Here is an 18,740-nt window from a genome sequence, read left to right as displayed (position 1 = left end):
ACATATGGCACATCGATGCCGTCGGGCGGTTACACTATCAGCGCCTCAGCGAACGGGATTCTTTTCGCCGATGGGCTCACTGGGTCAGAGCGGTATGGATGCAATACGGCACGACCCTGATAAGGTGTTTGGGGAACTCCCGGGCCGTCTTCCGGTCAGCCTTTCCGGCCGATTGTGTCACCGCGAATTTGCCCGGTCTATCAATGTCGACAAAGAGATAGAGCCAATCGTCGGGAAAGCGATCCCCCGGATCGTTTTCTGATCCTCCTCACGCCGGACGGTGCGGCTCAGCTCCGCGAACACTCAATCCCGCCCCCGGACCGATGGCACGCGGGCCTTCGTCCTGCGATCATTCCGGACCAGCGGCGGGCAAGCCGTCAGTCGTGCAGCTCGGACGGCCTGCCTGGTCGTGGCCTGCCATGGTGAATTTGTTCCATGGGGCCCCTTCCATTCCCTCAAAGGATCGCACCCTCAAACCATGGGATCAAACACCGAAGCACAGAGCATCCGCGGGAGTTCAGTGTAAGCCGGGTTTCGAAACTGAAAGGTGGGAGTGACAGGGCGACGGCATCCCGCGTGAGGCAGGCTGCATGCTTTGTGAGCACGAAGGGGCATAGCAGTCCTGGCGCAGCATCGGGTTCCGGCCAAAGGGGCTGGTAAAGCCCGCCTTGCCGAGAGGTCCGGAGGGCGACCTGACGGAGGCTGGGGATGCCTGGGCCTTCCCCATTTCCATGCCTCTCCTCGCCGCTTATATCGGTGCGAAGCCGGGCAGAGGCGACTGCGGTGGGATGGGAGCGCCCTGCCCCTGCCTCGACAGATCCCCTGAAAAACGCTAGAGAGCAGCCCTGCCCAATCCCGGGCCGGAAGTGTGTAATCCGTGGTTTTTCTTCACAATCTGACCATGGCCGAGATCCTGTCCCGGATTGTTGCGGCCTTTTTGTTCTCCGGTCTTGCGGGGGGGCTGACGGCGGTGTTCATGAGGCTTCTGGGCGAGCCTGCGGCGCGGCACGCGGGACGGCTGAGCGCCAGTCCGTTCCGGCATGTCTCGCTGTCGGGGATCTTTCTCGCAATCGCTTTTCGCGCGTGCTGGTTCCTGCCGCTGCCCGTGACGCCGACAAAAGGTCTGCGCCGGTTCGGACCGGTTCTGGCCGTTCCCGGGGCGATGGCCGTGATGCTGGCGCTGGTGCCGGTTCTTGATCTGCTGCGCAGCCCGCTTCATGCGGTTTTGCCGCGCGGGCCGGGCTATATGGTGCTGGCAGAAATCGATACGCTGCAGATCGTGATCGTGAATTCGGTTGTTCTGGGGCTGCTGCCGCTGCCTGGCCTCTGGCTTGGGACGGTCGTTCCCACCGTGCTGCCACATCTTGAAAAGCGCTGGCGCAAAAGCACCGGCATTGGTCTCTCGCTGGCAGCGGTGCTGCTGATCCTTGGCTGGTTCCCGGATCTGCGCCCACTGCTGAACGCTCTGCGGCTGGTGTAAGCGGAACTGCGGGACCGGGCTTTGCAGAGCAGCCGTGCCGGGACCCCCTGTCCCGGCACGGCTGCCGAACTTTATGTCGTGGCCTCAGCGGGACCGGGTGTCGTCGCCCGGCGTGCCGGGCCAGTTGAACTCTGCCATCAGCCCGGCGATTGATCCGTCTGCGACCAGCGCATCAATGGCCTCGTCGATCTGCACGCGCAAAAAGGTGTCGCGGGTCTTCACCAAAGCGCCAATGCGGGTGACCGTGGCGGGAACCGGTGAGATGGGCACCGCCCGCAGATCCGCCGCTTCGGGGTGATTTGCCAGAAGTTCAGCCCAGGCCGGTGACCAGATCAGACCGCCCGCGATCGTGCCGTCCAGCACACGGCGCGCCATCAGCGGCATATCCGCATAGGGAAAGCGCGTGAACCGCGCGCTTTTCGGCTGCTGCTGGTTCCAGGTGATCATCACCCGCTCTCCCATAGAGCCAAGCGCGGTGCCGAGCTTCAGATCCCGGGGGATATCGCCCAGCGACTGGTAGTCCTCTTTCACCATCATCATATAAGGCAGGCTGACGTAGGGACGGGTCAGCGTGGCCCATTCCGGGAAGGGCGAGTTTTCCTGCACCGTCATGCCGACGACCAGATCACAGCTGTTGGTCAGCGCGATCTGCAGCTCATCAAGGAAGCCGTCGCCGCTGGTGGGATAGCCGCCAAAGCCTTCGTGAAAATCCATCTCCAGAAACAGGCTGTCGGCGATCAGCTGCGCCACGCGGCGGTCAAACGCCAGAGTGCGGCCGCTGACATCGGCACAGACGCTCAGACGGTCCCCCTCCATGCGGCGGGTGTTTTTCAGAAAAGCCGGCGGTACGCCATGGCTTTGCGCCAGCGCCGCACCGGCCGTGAAAAGGCCCGTCAGGCCCGCCAGAATCCAGGTTTTCATCGCAACATCTCACATATGGCGAAAGGGGGCCGAAGCCCCCTTCCTTTGATAACGCTCTGAGAAAACTCAGTTCTTCGGAAGTTTGAACACGAAGATCGAGTTGCCGTTGCCGTTCGGCAGCGGGGTCTCCGGGAAGGCCGAGGAGATCGAGGAGGCCGAGTTCGAGTAACCGGTGGGGACCACCAGATACTGCTCGCCGTCGATTTCATAGGACATCGGATAGCCACCGATCGGTGCGTTCAGACGCTGTTTCCACAGCACTTCACCGGTTTCCTGATCGAAAGCTTTGACGTAGCGGGCTGCGTCACCACCAAAGACCAGACCGCCTGCGGTCGCGAGAACCGACGAGGTCGGGGTTTCGCGCTGGCGGCTCTGCCAGACGTGGTCACCCTGCACCGGGTTGATCGACAGCGCCTCAAAGAGACCGGCTTTGTCGATGCCTTCCGGCAGAACGCGCGGGCCGAATTTGACCGAACCCACAGCGTTGCCTGCGGTGAATTCCGACTGGGTCGGGGTCACGTCGTTGCAGGCCTCGGTGAGCGGCGCAAAGAGGGTCTTGGTCAGCGGCGAATAGGCAGCCGCCTGCCAGAGTTTACCACCCGAAACCGAGGTGCAGGCGTGAACCGGCTGGCCAACTGCGGTCGGGATCAGGTCTTCGTTCACGTGAACCGTACCGTCAGCATCAACTTTGGTGATGACGTTCTGTTTCACGGTCTCTTTCGACCACAGGTATTTGCCGGTTTCGCGGTCAAGCGCGAAGGCCACGCCGGTTTTGCCCGGGATCGAGACCAGCATCTTGTGCATCTTGCCGTCGATTTCCTGGTCAACCATGATGCGCTCAAACGGCGCGTCGAGGTCCCAGTTGTCGCGCGGCAGGTGGGTGAAGTACCACTTCAGCTCACCGGTTTTCACGTCCAGCGCGATGGTCGCGTTGGTGTAAAGCACATCGCCGTCGCCCGAACCACGGATCAGCTCCGCGTAGGGACCAGGCATACCAACGCCCCAGAAGGTCAGGCCGAGTTCCGGATCATACGAACCGGTTGCCCAGGGCGTACCGCCCCAGCGGTTCTCTTCCGGCACACCGCCCCACGAGTCGCCCTGCTTGGGGTTCTTCGGGTCAGCGATGGTGTTGAAGCGCCAGATTTCTTCGCCGTTCTCAAGGTTATGCGCCATGATATAGCAGCCACCGGCGGTGCCGGCGATCGAGCAACCCGAGATCGCGGTGATGATGGTGTTTTCAACAACCAGACCACCGATGGTGTAGGAATAGCCCTTCTCCCAGTCGAGAGCCTGCTTTTCCCATGCCACTTTGCCGGTTTTGGCTTCGAGAGCGACCAGTTTGGCGTCCGGGGTGGTCAGGATGACTTTGTCACCGGCCAGCGCGATCGAGTTTTTCTGACGGCGCGCCTGGTTGGCCTGATAGGACCACGACTTCGGCAGTTCCGGCAGCACGTGACGGTAGGTCCAGAGCAGATCGCCCGATTGCGCGTCAAGCGCTTCGACGATGCCGTTCGAGGTCTGCAGGAACATCACGCCGTCACGAACGAGCGGTGCGGTTTCCTGGATACCGACATCCGCCATCGGCCAGGCCCATGCCAGCTCAAGATCCTTGACGGTCTCTTTGTTGATCTGGTCAAGATGCGAGAAGCCGGTGTTCGCGTAGTCGCCGCGCCAGTGGATCCAGTCGGATTTCGACGGGTTCAGCAGGTCTTGCGACGTAACCGGGGTGTATTTGTCCAGAACGCTGTCTGCGAAGGCGGCAGGCGCCAGAGCGACGAGCGCGGTGGTTGCTGCCAGCAGATGTTTGCGGATGCTGAGTTTCATTCTTTGATCTCCAACGACGAAGGCGTCTTCACCTTCGTCAAACCCGGATTACTTGTTGTACTGCGGCAGTTCTTTGCCCCAGGTGTAAGCCTGCGGCACTGCAATCACTTCAACCGGCTCACCGCCATGCGCAGCGTGGCGCTCGGCTTCTTTGGCAGCGGCACCCTCTTTGGTGGCCTCCACGAGGCTCAGATCGGCAGCAGCGGCGAGCTGCAGAGCGGCCTCGCCTGCGGTTGCGCCGTTCTCAGCCATGATGTGAGCGACGATCTGCAGATAGACGTCTTCGCCCAGCTGCCCCGGTGCGGCCGGCGGCATCGCGACCGAGATAAAGTCAAAAAGGCCACCCGCGGTGTCCCAGTTGCCCATGACGTCCTGACCGAACAGGCCGGGCGCTTCCGGGCCTTCCAGTTGCGCGCCGTGGCACTGGGCGCAGCTGGACATATAGGCTTTCTTACCAGCCTCAGCCTGCTCGGCGGTGAAGCCCGAGGCGAAAAGCGAGCCGGCCGATGCAAGGGTCATTGCAGCAGCGGCGGTGATGGCGTGGACGGTTCCCCGTCCGAACGAGATGGCTGGCACCTGAGCCTCCAATTATACCCGGCCTGCAGGACAGGCCGGTCTTTACCGTCTGTGGGCTTGTCTCTCCGGCACACAATCCGCCTCGCAAACAGCCGTATCCGCCCGCAAAAGACATGCGGGAGAAGCCGAAGCTTTGTTTGTGAGATACGCCGGTGCCAAAGTCCGGGGCGCGGCCACAGCCCGCGCCTTCTGCCGCACCTCATGTGACATTTATGCGCAGAAGGCAAGAGCAGGTATGCAGCTGTATACTTCGATATGCACTCATTGCATGGATGAATGCGCGCTAATTCATGCCCCGGAGAGGCGGCGGCTGTTTCAGCCCCGCGTCTCCGCCCTGAGATATCGCTTCGCGGAAGGCCCTCGTGAAGGTGGTATCCCCGCGCCAGAGGCCAAAAACCAGATCCCTCACCTCGCCCGCCTCTGCGGCCAGCGGGTGATGCGCTGTGCCCTCAGGAAGAGGGGTCAGCGACAGAAAAATCGCCGGCGCGCCACCAGCGATCCAGGCGCGCAGATCCGCCTCACGGCGCAGCGGAACCGGCTGCCAGCCGCGGCTGCGCATAAAGCCCGAAAGCCGCACCCGGTCGAGCCCGGCCGTGCCCGCAAAAACCCCGACCTTCGTGCCAGGCGGCGGCTCTTCAGCTGTTCCGCTGCGGCGCAGGGCGATCTGCTGTCCGGTGGGGATCAGCGTCATAAATCCGCGATTGGCCGCAGAATCCGCCAGCCCGCCGCCCAGCACATCACATTGAGCGCGCGTCAGATTCCAGTCCGCCGGATTGAACGAACGCCCGATATTGGCCACCTCAACCAGACGAAGCTGAACACCCAGACGCCCGGCGGCAGCCTGCATCAGCCTGAGTTCCGGCCCCGGGCCGCCCGCTGCGGGATCGCGGATCAGAGGGCTGTTCTGATCGGCCACGCAGTAGCGCAGCTGCCCCGAGGCCTGACGCTCGGCGAGAGAGGTATCTGCGGGCAGAAAACTGACCGCCGCCAGAAATCCGGCCAGCAGAGAAATGTCCCGTAAGGGCCGCCGCCACCCCTTCGCCAGCGCGCTCATTTTCCAAAGCTCCGCAGCGCCCAGGCGAAGAAGCCCGCGCAGCCCGCGGCCACCAGCGCATAGCCGATCATGGCCGGAAACTGATGAAATCCAATAAGAATTCCGCGCAGTGCATCCACCGCATAGGTGATCGGATTGACCCGGATCAGCCACAAAAGCCACTCAGGATAGCTCGTCGAAAGCTGCGTCCGCGTCAGCGAGGGATCCAGCGGAAAGACCGAGGACGAGGCGAAATACATCGGCAGAATGAGGGTGTTGGAAAAGACCCCGAAGCCTTCAAAGCTGCGTACCTTACCCGCCAGCACCACTCCAAAACAGGTCAGCGCAAAAGACAGCGCAAACATATAGCCGATGGCCGCAAAGACCTGCGGCGCGGTCAGCGTCACATCGGCAAAGCGCGCCAGGATCAGCACCAGGGTGCCATGGCCGGTCGCCGCCGTAGCCCCGCCGAGGACCTTGCCCAAAAGCACCGCCCAGCGGGGCATGGGCGAGACCAGCACCTCGCGCAGAAAGCCGAACTCGCGGTCCCAGATCACAGAAACCGCAAACTGGATCGAGGTATACATGATGTTGAGGACGATCACGGCAGGAAACAGAAACTGCAGATAGTTAAACGGCAGCACCATTTTCACTTCGCCAAAGACCTCGCCCCGGAAATAGGGATTCAGCCCGACGCCAAGGATCATCAGCCAGATCAGCGGGCGGCTGACGCCGCCCAGAAGCTGGCCCCGGTCGCGGGTGGCGCGCATGATCTCTCTGAGCCACACCCCGTGGATGCCGCGCAGGATCGCAAGAACCTCGGTCATTCATTACTCTCGTCAAGGCCGCGGCCGTGAAAATCCGACTGCGGGTCCGACAGAACCATCTCGCGCAGCGCCGCCCAAAGCTCGCCGCGCAACAGGGAAAAGTCGGGGTGATTGCGGCGGGCTTCTGCGCCGCCCCGGAAGGGAAGGTCAAGGGATTTCGCAACCCGCCCCGGACGCGGCGACATCAGCACCACCCGGTCGCCCAGGACCAGCGCCTCATCGACGCTATGGGTGACAAAGACCACGCTGCGCCCCGCGCCCTGCCGCGACAGCCGGGAAATCTCGGCCTGCATCAACTCGCGCGACTGCGCATCAAGGCTCGCGAAGGGCTCATCCATCAAAAGGATGTCCGGATCGGCTGCCAGCGCCCGGGCCAGCGCCACCCTTTGCTGCATACCGCCCGAAAGCTCACGCGGATAGCTTTCGGCAAAGCGCGACAGCCCGACCATGGCCAGCATCTCCTGCACCCGCGCACGGCGTGCGGGCGCGGGGCGGTCTGCCAGCACAAAGCCCACATTTTCGGCCACGGTTTTCCAGGGCAGCAGGCGGAAGTTCTGAAACACCAGCGCCGAGCGCGCGCCCGGCACCGGCGGCGCGCCAAAGACGCGGACACTGCCGCTGTCGGGCTTTACCAGCCCCGCGATCAGCCGCAGAAGTGTCGTTTTACCGCAGCCTGAGGGGCCAAGGATCGTCACCACCTCTCCGGCGGCGAGTTCCAGGCTCACATCCTCAAGCGCCGCAAAAGCGGCCCCCGGAAAGCGCAGCGAGACATTTTTCAGAACGGCCGGAGGGGCGTCAGTCATCGCGCATATCCGTCGCCGCCCCCGACAATCCCGATGTTTTGCAGCACGGCATCAAGGGGGCCGAACTCAGCCCAGGCCGCAGGGTCAGGACGGGTCAGCCCGGCAAACTCCTCGGTCGCGAAAAGCCAGTCGGCGGTCTGGCGCAGCTCGGGTCCCTGAAGCCCGCCATTCACCGCCCAGGAGGTCTGAAAGGCCAGGGCAAGCTCGGCCAGGACCTCAGGGGCCACATCCGGGCGCAGCTTCGCCATGGCGCGGGGCCAGGCCTCGGGATCGGCGGCCATATCCCGCGCCGCCAGGGTCAGCGCGGTGATCACCGCCTCGACCTCTGCGCGGCGGGCTGTCAGCGTTTCGGTGGTGACCGCGTTGACTTTGCTGACCACCGGGGCCGCCTGGTAATAAGCGTCAACCGCGACCAGAACCGGCAGCGCCTCATGATCGGGAAGCGCGGCCCAGGTCCCGACCGACAGGGTCGTCGCTGCGATCTGCCCCGCCGCGAGAGCGCGGGCGCGCACATCCGGCTGGCCAAGCGCCACCAGCCGCAGACTGTCGGGCGCCACGCCCTTCCCCTCCAGAACCTTCAGCGACAGCAGCTGATCAAGGCTGCCGACCCGGCCGATGCCGAAAGCCTGGCCCGCCAGCCCCTCCAGCGTCATCCCCGCCCGACCCGCGATCAGATAGGGCAGCGCCTTATTGGGCGACATCACCGCCCTCAGGCGGTCATTGCCGCGCGCGGCCAGTTGCACCAGACCTTCCGTTGCGACATTGGCCATCTCGCCCTGGCCCGACTGCAGGGCCGCCAGCGCCATCGGGGTCTGCTGCACGCGGATCAACTCGACCTCAACGCCTGCGCGGGTGAAATAGCCCTCGGAGAGCGCGATATCGACGATGGAATTGGGCACCAGCGGTGCCTCCATATCGGTGATGATCAGCCGGAACGGCTCCGCCGCCGCCGGGAGCGCCAGCGCGCTCAGCGCCGCGATCAGCAGAGATTTCAGTGTCACAGCCTTCATCTTTGCCCCTGGCCCTTCCAGCGTGTCAGTCGTGTCTCAATATGGCGCAGCGCCTCGGTGACGCAGACCCCGATCAGCGAGAGTGTCAGCACCACCACGAAATATTCCGCCATCCGAAAGCTGCCGCCATAGACCGCCAGCAGCCCGCCAAGCCCGGTCACGGCGGTGTAAAGCTCAGCCACCACGGTGTTGATCAGGCCAATGGTGGCCCCGATCCGCAGGCCGGTCAAAAGAAAGGGCACCGCACCCGGCAGCACCACCTCGGTGAAAACCCGCGCCCGGCTGGTGCCAAAAGAGCGCGCCATTTCAATCAGATCGCGGTCCGCAGCCCGCACACCCGCAGCGGTGTTCAGAATGATCGGCATCAGCGCGCCTAAGAAGACGATGAAGACCTTGGCACTCATCCCAAGGCCTAAAACCACGATGATCAGCGGCACAAAGGCCACCCGTGGCGTCGCCGCCAGCGCATTGACAAAAAGATCCAGCGTGCGGCCCAGCAGCGGCACCGCCCCCATGGCGACGCCGATCGTCACCCCCGTGACGGCAGCCGCCCCCAGACCCGTCAGATAGACGCCAAGCGATTCCGCTGTTGCCGCAAAGAGACGCCCTTCCCGCAGCATCACGCCCGCCGCCGCCAGGGTCTCCAGCGGAGAGGCAAAAAGCCCCTGCGGCATGCGCAGGGCGGCAAATTGCCACAGCGCCAGCAGCGCGATGAGAACAGCGAGGCGGGCGAGTGCGATCATCGCCGCCCTGCCCGCCGCCCGGCGCTGCGCTGCGCCTCGCGCGCGCCATCGGCACGGTCGCGCAAAGCGCGTCCGGTCAGGCTGAGGAAAACCCCCTCCAGCGTCGGGGCCTCATAGCGCAAAGCGCTGAGCTGATTGCCAAAACGCGCCAGAAGATCCGGCACGAAGCTCTCTCCGGTCACCGCCAGCGACAGATCCCCCGGCGAGGGCGTCCGCGCCTCGGGAAAGGCCGCCAGCAGCGCCGCGTAATCCGCCTCAGAGGCCGGGGTGACATGCAGCCAGGGCTGGCCCATCTCACGCCGCAGCGCCTCGGGGCTGCCTTCGGCGATGATGCGGCCCTTGTCGACGATGCAGATCTGATCGGCGCCCGCGACCTCTTCGATGTAATGGGTGGTGGTGAAAAGCGTCAGGCCGCGCGTGCGGCGTTCGGCTTCGAGATAGGCCCAGATCTTATTGCGGGTCTGGGCATCAAGGCCCACCGTCGGCTCATCAAGAAAGAGGATCTTCGGCGCATGCATCAGCGCACGCGCAATCTCCAGCCGCCGCTTCATGCCGCCGGAAAAGCTGCGCACCACCGCCTCGCGCCAGTCCTCCAGCTCAACCAGCGCCAGCATCCGGTCGATCGCCTCGGCCCGCGCGCGGCCCGGCATGCCATAGACGCGGCCATGAAAATCAAGGTTTTCTTCGGCCGAAAGACGGTCATCCAGGCTGGGGTCCTGAAAGACCATACCAATGGATTGCCGCACCGCCCGCGACGCGCGGCGCACGTCATGGCCCGCCACCCGCACCTCCCCCGCATCCGCCAGGCGCAGCGTCGAGAGCACCGACATCAGCGTGCTTTTGCCCGCGCCATTGGGGCCGAGCAGCGCAAAAGAGCTGCCCGCGGCCACGCTCAGGCTCAGGTTGTCCAGCGCCACATGCGCGCCGTAGCGCAAAGTCAGCCCGCGCACATCAATGGCGGGCGGCAGGGCGGCGGCCCCGGGGGCGGGCGTGGCTGCAAGGGTCATCAGAACTCCGGGATTACCTTTAAAACGGGGAGACAAAGGCCCGTAAGCCTCAGGGCAGCCGCCCGGCTGTCGCCCCCGGTATAGCGGCGGCAACGCCCGGGGAAAAGCACCCCTGCCGCTGTGCCCGGCCACCTCATCCCCATGCGGGGGTGGAAATCACCCGCCCTGGCTTCTATTGCTGAGAGCTGAGATGCCCGCCTTTTCCGCACCTTTGCCGGAGCCCTGCGGGCCGGATGCAGGTGAGCATGAGCCAGATACCCGAGCGCGATGATGTGAAAAGACCCCCCCGCGCCGCAGGCCTGCGGGTCGGCGGCGATATCTCTGTGCGCAAGATCCAGGTCTTCTGGGCGGTGGCCCGGGCCGGATCCATGACCCGCGCCGCGCGGATGCTGGAGGTGACGCAGCCCACGCTCTCGCAGCAGCTGTCCTCGCTGGAGGCGAGCCTTGGCAATGCTCTTTTCACGCGCTCGGGCAACAGCCTGACCCTGACGGAATTCGGCACCGCTTTTCTGCGCCACGCCGAAGATGTGCTGCGCGCGGTCCAGGAAATGGAGGATATGATCACCGATCACGGCCAGGGCCGGCAGCAGACGATCCGCATTGGCGGGCTGCCCTCGGCCATGCGGGTGCTGGTGCCGCCGGCGATGCATGCCATCCGCGCGCGTCATGCGGTCTTTGACATCGACACCCATGAAGGCAGCCCCGGCGAAATCCTGGAGCTGCTCTATGCCCGCCGCATCGGGATCGCGCTTCTGGCGGCCAATTCCGTGGGGGATCTGCCGCCGGGCTTCACCCAGGTGCCGCTTTTGAGCGATAAAAACGTGCTGGTGGTGCCGCGCAGCCTTGATCTGAGCCAGGTGACAGATCCGGGCCGGGATCTCTCTGAGGCGCAGTATCAGACGCTCCGGCAGGTCATTCAGTTTGTCTTCGGCTCGATCCACAGCCAGCGCCAGCAGCAGTGGTTTGACCGGATCCTGCCGGGAAACCGCACCGTGGGGCGCAGCCGCAGCTTTGACATGGCCGTTGAGATGGTGCGCTCGGGCCTGGGCGTCTGCCTTGCCCCGGCGCTGAGCGTGGCGCCCGCCTCGCTCTCAACTGCCGGGGTGCGGCTTTATGATGTCTCGGTCGCGCCGCGGCAGATCATCGCGATTGTGCCCTCGCAATATGCCCATCAGGAAACCATCCGTGAGGTGCTTGATGAGCTGCTGCGCGCCGCAGCCTGCGTCAGCCACCCCGCGATTGAACCCGAGCCGCCCTTCGTTCGCGCGGCAGGGTCATAGGCCCGGGTCTATACTGCCCATAGATTGCGCCACCTTGTCGCAGCGCGTAACTTTTTGAGGCAGAGCAACCCTTTGCACCAACCCCGCGCCGAAAACGCGGCCCAACGGAGGCTACCATCATGGCATGGACCAAACCGACGATCGCTGAAGTTCCGGTCAGCATGGAAATCAACATGTACGCCTGCGCAAAGCAGAAGTAATGTTGCAGTGCTGCAGCCTTCGGGGCCGACTGAATGCTTAAAGTCATCGTTCTCGGGGCTGCAGCAGGCGGCGCTTTGCCGCAATGGAACTGCCGCTGCGCGATCTGCGCAGAGGCTTGGGGACGCGCAGAGATGCAGGACACTCAGGTGTCGCTCGCGGTCTCAGCCGATGACGGGCAGCATTGGTTTTTGATCAATGCCTCGCCCGATATCCGCGCGCAGATCCTGACAACCCCGCAGCTACATCCGCGCGAAGGCCATCTGCGTCACAGCCCCATCGCGGGCGTGTTCCTGACCAATGGCGAAATCGACGCGATCACCGGGCTGTTGTCGATGCGCGAGGGCCAGCCCTTCGCGCTTTACGGCCACCCGCGTGTGCTGGAGACCCTGGCCTCGAACTCGGTCTTCAACGTGTTGAACCCCGGGCGTGTGCCGCGTCTGCCGATCACCCTTGGCGAGGTCTTTGAGCCTGCCCTGCCCGATGGTACCCCCTCGGGCCTTGTGGTGGAGGCCTTCACGGTTCCCGGCAAAGCGGCCTGGTATCTCGAAGGCACCCCGGAAGGTGAGGGGCATTCCGTCGGCGACACCATCGGGCTGACGCTCTCGGATCGCACGACCGGCAAGCGGGCGCATGTGATCCTCGCCTGTGCCGCGATGTCGCCCGATCTGGAAGCGCGTCTGCGCGGGGCGGATCTGGTCTTCTTTGACGGCACGCTCTGGCGCGATGATGAGATGATCCGCGCAGGGCTGGCGCAAAAGACCGGGGCCAGCATGGGGCATGTCTCAATGTCGGGACCGGGCGGCAGCATGGCCTTGCTCAGTGATCTGGGCATTACCCGTAAGGTCTTTGTTCACATCAACAATTCCAACCCCGTCTGGCTGGAGGATTCGCCCGAGCGCGCTTCCGTTGAAGCCGCGGGCTGGATCATTCCCCGCAAGGGACAGGAGTTCACCGCATGAGCGCGACCGGCATTTACACGGCGGAGGTCCTTCCCGAACCGCAGGAGCCGCTCGACAGCCCCGAGGCCATGGAGCGCCGCCTGCGCTGGATCGGTGAGACCCGCTATCACAGTCTGCACCCCTTTCATCACCTGCTGCACGGCGGCAAGCTGAACAAGGGCCAGGTCCAGGCCTGGGCGCTGAACCGCTTTGCCTATCAGTCGATCATTCCGATTAAAGATGCCGTGGTGCTGTCGCGGTTCCGCGACCGCGCGACCCGTCTGGAATGGCGTCACCGCATTGAGGATCACGACGGCATCGAAGGCGATGAGGGCGGGATTGAGCGCTGGCTGGTGCTGACCGATGGTCTGGGGCTGTCGCGCGACTATGTCGAATCCACCCGCGGCATCCTTCCGGCCACCCGCTTTGCGGTTGAGGCCTATGTGCATTTCGTCCGCGACCGCTCTCCGCTGGAGGCGATTGCCTCCTCGCTGACAGAGCTTTTCGCCCCGAATATCCACCGCGAACGCATCGCGGGCATGCTGAAGCATTATGACTTCATCAACCCCGAAGTGATGGTCTATTTCAGCCGTCGTCTGAACCAGGCGACGCGTGACGCGGAATTTGCGCTGAAATACTGCCTTGAGCATGCCCAAACCCCTGAGCAGCGTCAGCAGGTCTGCGATGCCCTGGCCTTCAAGACCGATGTGCTCTGGGTGCAGCAGGATGCGCTTTATCAGGCCTATGTGAACGGCATGGTGCCGCCCGGTGCCTTTGTTCCGGGACGCGACGCATGAGTGGCGAAGAGGCCCCCGTCTGGCGCCCCTCGGTCACCCCGACCCGCGCGGTTGTCACCCGTGACAGCCGTCCGCGCCTGCCGCGCCATGTGGTGCTGCGCCATGATCCGGCGCGCGACCGCTGGCTGATCCTGGTGCCCGAGCGCGTGCTGATCCCCGAGCCGACCGCCGTGGTCCTGCTGCAGGAAGCCGATGGCCAGCGCACGGTGGCCGAAATCGCCGCCCATCTGGCACAGACCTATGCCGCCGATGCGGCGGTGATTGAGGCCGATGCGATTGAGATGTTTCAGGATATGTCCGATCGCGGCTTTCTGACCCTCGTCAGCGAGGGCTGATCGGATTCCTCGGGATCTGCAGCCCTGGAAATCCCGGCCCCTAAGGCTATGTTTAAACGTCAGCCCCGGCTGACACCACGGACCTTCCGGAGCGCCCCCACAGGCCCCCGGCCAGGCTTTGACAGTTAAGGAGTTACCAGGATGGACGAAATCCTTGCACAGGACGAATTCGCCCTGGTCACCCGCAAGGGCGACACGGCCAAGGCAGATTACGGCATTCCGCTGGCGGTGCTGGTGGAGCTGACGCACCGCTGCCCGCTGCAATGCCCCTATTGCTCGAACCCGGTCGAGCTTGAAGCCTCGGGCAAGGAACTTTCGACCGAAGAATGGCTGCGCGTCATCGACGAGCTGGCCGAGATCGGCGTTTTGCAGATCCACTTCTCGGGTGGCGAGCCGACGGTGCGCAAAGATCTGGTGCAGCTGGTGCAGCGCGCCCATGATGTGGGGCTTTATTCGAACCTCATCACCTCGGCGGTGATGCTGTCGCGCGATAAACTGCAGGCCCTGGCGGATGCCGGGCTGAACCATGTGCAGATCTCGGTTCAGGGGGCAAATGCCGCCATGGCCGACCGGGTGGGCGGCTTTAAAAACGGCCATGCCAAAAAGCTGGAAGTGGCGGCCTGGGTCCATGAAATGGGTTTGCCGCTGACGGTCAATGCGGTGATGCACCGCCAGAACCTGCCGCAACTGCCTGAAATCATTGATCTGGCGCTGCAGCTGCGCGCCCAGCGGCTGGAAGTGGCCAATGTGCAGTATTACGGCTGGGCGCTGAAAAACCGCGCCTCGCTGATGCCCAGCCGCGAGCAGATGGACCGCGCCACCGCGATCGTCGAAAGCGCGCGCAGCCAGCTTCATGGCATCATGGAGATCGACTATGTGATCCCCGATTACTATGCCGAGCGCCCGAAGCAATGCATGGGCGGCTGGGGACGGCAGTTCTTCAATATCTCGCCCGCGGGCAAGGTGCTGCCCTGCCATGCGGCGGAAAGCATCACCGGGCTGGAGTTTGATTCCGTGCGCGGCAATAAATCCATCCGCTGGATCTGGGACAATTCCGAGGCCTTTAACGCCTATCGTGGCACCGGCTGGATGCCCGAGCCCTGTCAGTCCTGCGAATTCAAAGAGATCGATTTCGGCGGCTGCCGCTGCCAGGCCTTTGCGCTGACCGGCAAGGCCGGAAACACCGATCCCGCCTGCGCGAAATCCCCGCATCACAAGCGGATTTTTGAGGCGGCGCTGGAATCCGCGGGCGGCAGCGACAGCTTTATCTACCGCAATTTCTCGGGCGGAACGCCGGAGACCGATAAGGCGTAACCCTTTGTCAGAGCGCAGCTTCTTTTTTGACGCGGGCGACGGGCATCGCCTGCATGTGGTGCTTTGGGGCAAGCCCGGCGGTGTGCCGGTGGTCTTTTTGCACGGCGGCCCGGGCAGCGGCTGTAACCCCGGTCAACGCGCCCTTTTTGACCCCGAGCGCCATTTCGTGGTCTTTGTCGATCAGCGCGGCGCGGGCCAAAGCCTGCCGCGGCGCAGCCGCGCGGCCAATACGACCGCCCATCTGATCGGCGACCTGGAGGCCTTGCGCCGTCATCTCAACCTGGGCCGCTGGCTGGTCGTTGGCGGCTCCTGGGGGGCGACGCTGGGGCTGGCCTATGCCCAGGCGCATCCCGCCGCTGTGTCGGGCCTGGCGCTGCGGGCGGTGTTTCTCGGCACCCGGGCAGAGCTGGAGGCGGCGTTTCTGACCCGGCTCTGCACATTCTATCCCCGTCTCTTTACCGCTTTTCAGAGCCTGGCCGGATCTGAGGATCCCCTGACTGCGATCTGGCAGCAGATCCTGCATCCCGATCCGCAGATCCACCGTCCCGCGGCCTTCCTGTGGTATGACATGGAGCGCGCGATGTCAGAGCTTCGCCCCGGCTCTGAGGCGCCGATCACCCGCCCCGATGATGCGCCGCTGCCCGCCACGCCCTTCATGGAGGCCTCCTATTTTCTGAACGACTGCTATCTTTCGCCGGGGCAGATCCTGCAGAACGCGCCCCGCCTGGCGGGACTTCCGGGCATTCTGGTGCAAAGTCGTTTTGATCTTCTCTGCCCACCGGAGGGCACGGCGCGGCTTGCGGCGCTCTGGCCGGGGGCCGAGATCCGTATGGTGGAGGCGGCCGGGCACAGCCTCTCTGATCCGGGCGTCAGCGCTGCGCTGGCGCTGGCGATTGCAGATCTGAGTGCAGGGTAAACAGCCCCGGGCGTTCTGCCAGGGCAGCGCGCAGGCTGGCCTCAGGCCCGAAGATCACCGGGCGCGCCTCTGCCAGCGCTGCCTCTGTCTCCTCTGCGGCGCGGTGCAGCTCTGCCAGCGTTAAGGCCCGCAGATGGGTCAGTTCGGCCTTTGCTGCGGCGCGATATGAGGTGCCGGTGATCTGCGCGCGCAGCACCTCCTCCAGAAGATCCTGCGGCCCTGACGGGGTCAGCAGCTGCCCCGCAGCCCCAAGGCGGCAACGCTCCAGCACATCCGGCGAGAGGCGGCCCCGGATCCCCCCCATCGCAGCCCGCAACACATCGAGGCTGCGCAGAAGATGCGGATCACGGGCGGTGAAAATCACTGCCTCTCCTTCGGAGTCCACCTCGCTTCGCAACCCGTAAGCCCCACCCGCGCCACGAATTTCCGGCCAGAGAAAGGCGGCCTCAGTCGCCCGCAGCAGCACACGCGCAGCCGCCGGTTGTGAGCTGCGAAACCCAAGGCCGACACAGTGAAAGGGAACCGGAAGCGCAAAGCCATCCCCCCCCTTCGCGCTCATCCCCCCGCAAACCGCAGGCGCAGCGCTGTGGCTGAGCGCGGCGAGGCGCTCAGAAAGACCCTGCAAAGCCGCACCGCGAGTGCCGCTTGCCGCAAGATACACCCGCCCCGAAAGCCGCAGATCCTGTGCCGGGCGCCGGGGCTGCAACACCAGCCCCGGACCTGCCAGGGCATCGTGCAGCGCCGAGTTCGCAGAGAGCCCTGCCCGCAGCCGCGCCGCGATCACGCTTTGCGGGCGGGAGATCATCCGCGCCAGCATGGCAGGCCCCGGATCTTCAGGCGCGCCAAGGCACCCGCGGCTCAGAGTCCGCACCAGCGCGTCACAGGCGGTGGAAAAATCCTCAGGCAGGGTGGTGAGTTGCAGCCACAACACCCCCTGCCCGCCACAGGCCCCGGCCCACACCCCGACCCCGCGCGCCACGCGCGCAAGGCTGCGCTCCGCTGTCAGATCGCGTGCCAGGCCTGTGGCCAGCGAGGCCAGTCCCCCGCCGCCGCCCGCCTCAGCCACAAAGGCAATCTTCAGCCGGGAGAGCGGGTCCTCCTCAGGGCTGAGCAGGCTGACAGACCCGCGGGTCTCAACCTCCGGCTCCGGCAGGCCTTCGGGGATCGCAGGCGGGGCCCCGGAAAGGAGCAACGGTCGAAACGGCAAGGCCCGCCCTGCGGGCGGTGGCGGTGAAAGCCCCGCTTCGACCGCCTGCGGCAGAAGTTTCACGCAGCTTTCGGGAGCACCGCGGCCAAATACCTGCGAGATCAGCCCCTGGAGCAGCCTTTGTGCGTCACGGGGCTGGTCCCGCAGCGCCCGGAGTTTCCCCCCGGCGTCAAGCAGCGCAAAGGGGTCGCGGCCATTCAGCCAGGGCGCGATCAGCGGATCAAAAATCTGCAGCCCGAGCGGGCGGCGCGGGCTGACGTCTGTCTCATACCAGATAAAGAGCGCATGGCTTAACGCCACCTCCACCGCATCGGGCGACACCCCGGCCAGCAGGTCCCCAACACATTGTTTCAGGGGCGCGTCCTCGCCATCCGCAAAGGCAAGCGTCAGATAGGGCTGTGAGATATCGCGCACCAGGGCTGTGGCGGGGCCAGGGATCAGCCCGGGCAACCTGCGAAACACGGCCTCCGGCCCGCTGATGAGCAGGCTGTCGAGCAGAACCGCGAGTTCCGGCGGGCAGTCCTGTGGCAACCGCCAGGCATATCCACAGCGAGTGGCACCAGAGCCATGGGTCAGAGTGACATCCGACAGCGGCGCCCCTGCCCGCGCCGGTGCGACCTCGCCGCCGCGCTCCCGCGCCTCGCAAAGTGCCCTGTCGATCTGCGCCAAAGCCTCCGCCGCACCCCCATAAAGGGTGATCCAGGCATTGCCGGGGTTGAAACTCTCGCGGTGAAAATCCTGCACCTGCTGCAGGGTCAACTGCAAAAGGCATGTCAGATCCCCGCCCTGATTAAAGGCCCCGTCCCCGCCACCGAGGATCGCGGCCCGCAACCCCAGGGCCAGGGCGTTGTCGGCATGCGCCATATAATCGCGCATCTCACTCAGGATAACGCCCCGCGCCGAAATCGCCCCCTCGGGCAGATCCCAGGCCTCCTCCCGAAAGGCCTGAGCGTCCAGTTTCGGGTTGAAAACCGCATCCAGAACCACCTGCAGGATTGGCAGAAGCCCGCAACCGGTGGGGGCGGCCGCATGAAAGGTTGTATAATCAGGCCGCGTCGAGGCATTCAGAAAGCTGCCCATCGTGGCCTCCGTCAGCGCCGGATACAGCGGATCCGCCGGGTAGCGCCGTGAGCCGCGAAAGATCAGATGTTCCAGCACATGCGCGGCGCCGCGATCATCCTGCGGTCGTGTGGGAAAGCTGATGGTAAAGACCGGCTCAGGGGTCTCAGCCTCCAGCCACAAAACCCGCGCACCACTGGCCTTATGGCGCAAAAGCTGCGCCAGGCCACGATCTGTCGGACGCGGAACCTGCGCCAGAAAGGCCGGGTGGGGAGAGTGACGGGCGAAGGTCGTGGCGTCTGGCATAGATCCCGATGATAGACCGAATGCGCCCGCCCTTCCAGTGGGCCCGTCTCGCGCGGCACCGGGGGGCTTTGAGGGACCTGCCCTGGGCTAACCCTTCGCCGGTGGCTGTCGCCGCTCTCTGAACTCTCAGCAATAACTCCGCCTGAGATTTGGCTTTTTACCC

Annotated in this window: 18 protein-coding genes; 8 read left to right on the top strand and 10 right to left on the bottom strand. The window is 64.7% G+C overall.

All coding sequences use genetic code 11. From position 1 onward, the window contains the following. Positions 1-877 precede the first annotated feature (877 nt). Positions 878-1,480, top strand: coding sequence for a hypothetical protein (locus EG244_RS17105; protein WP_124966392.1), 603 nt, complete (start codon positions 878-880; stop codon positions 1,478-1,480). Between the two features lie 84 nt (positions 1,481-1,564). Here the strand turns inward: EG244_RS17105 and EG244_RS17100 are convergent, their stop codons facing one another. From EG244_RS17100 to EG244_RS17060, 9 genes are all read right to left on the bottom strand, one after another. Continuing rightward, positions 1,565-2,401: a substrate-binding periplasmic protein gene (locus EG244_RS17100; RefSeq protein WP_124966391.1), complete on the bottom strand. Its 837-nt coding sequence runs from the start codon at positions 2,399-2,401 to the stop codon at positions 1,565-1,567. Between the two features lie 66 nt (positions 2,402-2,467). Beyond that, positions 2,468-4,225 (bottom strand): pyrroloquinoline quinone-dependent dehydrogenase, encoded by a 1,758-nt coding sequence (locus tag EG244_RS17095; protein WP_124966390.1) that lies wholly within the window; start codon positions 4,223-4,225, stop codon positions 2,468-2,470. A gap of 48 nt (positions 4,226-4,273) precedes the next feature. Next, positions 4,274-4,801, bottom strand: coding sequence for a c-type cytochrome (locus EG244_RS17090; protein ID WP_124966389.1), 528 nt, complete (start codon positions 4,799-4,801; stop codon positions 4,274-4,276). A 283-nt stretch (positions 4,802-5,084) separates the two neighbouring features. Then, positions 5,085-5,855 (bottom strand): hypothetical protein, encoded by a 771-nt coding sequence (locus tag EG244_RS17085; RefSeq protein ID WP_124966388.1) that lies wholly within the window; start codon positions 5,853-5,855, stop codon positions 5,085-5,087. Next, complete coding sequence (locus EG244_RS17080) at positions 5,852-6,661, bottom strand: ABC transporter permease (protein ID WP_124966387.1); 810 nt, start codon at positions 6,659-6,661, stop codon at positions 5,852-5,854. The genes EG244_RS17085 and EG244_RS17080 overlap by 4 nt, the downstream gene beginning before the upstream one ends. Next, on the bottom strand, positions 6,658-7,464 hold the full coding sequence (locus EG244_RS17075) for an ABC transporter ATP-binding protein (protein WP_124966386.1): 807 nt from the start codon (positions 7,462-7,464) through the stop codon (positions 6,658-6,660). The genes EG244_RS17080 and EG244_RS17075 overlap by 4 nt, the downstream gene beginning before the upstream one ends. After that, positions 7,461-8,474: an ABC transporter substrate-binding protein gene (locus EG244_RS17070; RefSeq protein ID WP_124966385.1), complete on the bottom strand. Its 1,014-nt coding sequence runs from the start codon at positions 8,472-8,474 to the stop codon at positions 7,461-7,463. Before EG244_RS17070 ends, EG244_RS17075 begins: the two co-directional genes overlap by 4 nt. After that, positions 8,471-9,217 (bottom strand): ABC transporter permease, encoded by a 747-nt coding sequence (locus EG244_RS17065; RefSeq protein WP_124966384.1) that lies wholly within the window; start codon positions 9,215-9,217, stop codon positions 8,471-8,473. The genes EG244_RS17070 and EG244_RS17065 overlap by 4 nt, the downstream gene beginning before the upstream one ends. Next, on the bottom strand, positions 9,214-10,224 hold the full coding sequence (locus EG244_RS17060) for an ABC transporter ATP-binding protein (protein WP_124966383.1): 1,011 nt from the start codon (positions 10,222-10,224) through the stop codon (positions 9,214-9,216). The genes EG244_RS17065 and EG244_RS17060 overlap by 4 nt, the downstream gene beginning before the upstream one ends. Positions 10,225-10,469: 245 nt before the next feature. On the opposite strand from EG244_RS17060, the gene EG244_RS17055 reads away from it, so the two are divergent. From EG244_RS17055 to EG244_RS17025, 7 genes are all read left to right on the top strand, one after another. Further along, entirely contained in the window at positions 10,470-11,504 is a 1,035-nt protein-coding gene (locus EG244_RS17055) for a LysR family transcriptional regulator (protein ID WP_158617345.1), read from the top strand. A gap of 119 nt (positions 11,505-11,623) precedes the next feature. After that, positions 11,624-11,704 carry a pyrroloquinoline quinone precursor peptide PqqA gene (gene pqqA, locus EG244_RS17050; protein WP_124966394.1) on the top strand — a complete coding sequence of 27 codons (81 nt, stop codon included), beginning with the start codon at positions 11,624-11,626 and terminating at the stop codon, positions 11,702-11,704. Between the two features lie 33 nt (positions 11,705-11,737). Then, the gene (pqqB, locus tag EG244_RS17045; protein ID WP_124966381.1) at positions 11,738-12,664 is read left to right on the top strand and encodes a pyrroloquinoline quinone biosynthesis protein PqqB; all 927 of its coding nucleotides are present in this window, start codon (positions 11,738-11,740) and stop codon (positions 12,662-12,664) included. Next, positions 12,661-13,440, top strand: a complete 780-nt coding sequence (gene pqqC / locus EG244_RS17040) for a pyrroloquinoline-quinone synthase PqqC (protein ID WP_124966380.1) — start codon at positions 12,661-12,663, stop codon at positions 13,438-13,440. The genes pqqB and pqqC overlap by 4 nt, the downstream gene beginning before the upstream one ends. Next, on the top strand, positions 13,437-13,775 hold the full coding sequence (gene pqqD, locus EG244_RS17035) for a pyrroloquinoline quinone biosynthesis peptide chaperone PqqD (protein ID WP_124966379.1): 339 nt from the start codon (positions 13,437-13,439) through the stop codon (positions 13,773-13,775). Before pqqC ends, pqqD begins: the two co-directional genes overlap by 4 nt. A gap of 141 nt (positions 13,776-13,916) precedes the next feature. Then, entirely contained in the window at positions 13,917-15,089 is a 1,173-nt protein-coding gene (gene pqqE, locus EG244_RS17030; RefSeq protein ID WP_124966378.1) for a pyrroloquinoline quinone biosynthesis protein PqqE, read from the top strand. Positions 15,090-15,093: 4 nt separating this feature from the next. Further along, complete coding sequence (locus EG244_RS17025; RefSeq protein ID WP_199738015.1) at positions 15,094-16,005, top strand: alpha/beta fold hydrolase; 912 nt, start codon at positions 15,094-15,096, stop codon at positions 16,003-16,005. On the opposite strand, the gene EG244_RS17020 is transcribed toward EG244_RS17025, so the two are convergent. Then, complete coding sequence (locus tag EG244_RS17020; protein WP_124966377.1) at positions 15,959-18,577, bottom strand: insulinase family protein; 2,619 nt, start codon at positions 18,575-18,577, stop codon at positions 15,959-15,961. The genes EG244_RS17025 and EG244_RS17020 overlap by 47 nt on opposite strands. Positions 18,578-18,740 lie beyond the last annotated feature (163 nt).

Origin of the sequence: Falsigemmobacter faecalis (genome assembly GCF_003863335.1) — a bacterium.
Taxonomy (GTDB): domain Bacteria; phylum Pseudomonadota; class Alphaproteobacteria; order Rhodobacterales; family Rhodobacteraceae; genus Wagnerdoeblera; species Wagnerdoeblera faecalis.
This window is presented reverse-complemented; position numbering and strand designations above follow the sequence as displayed.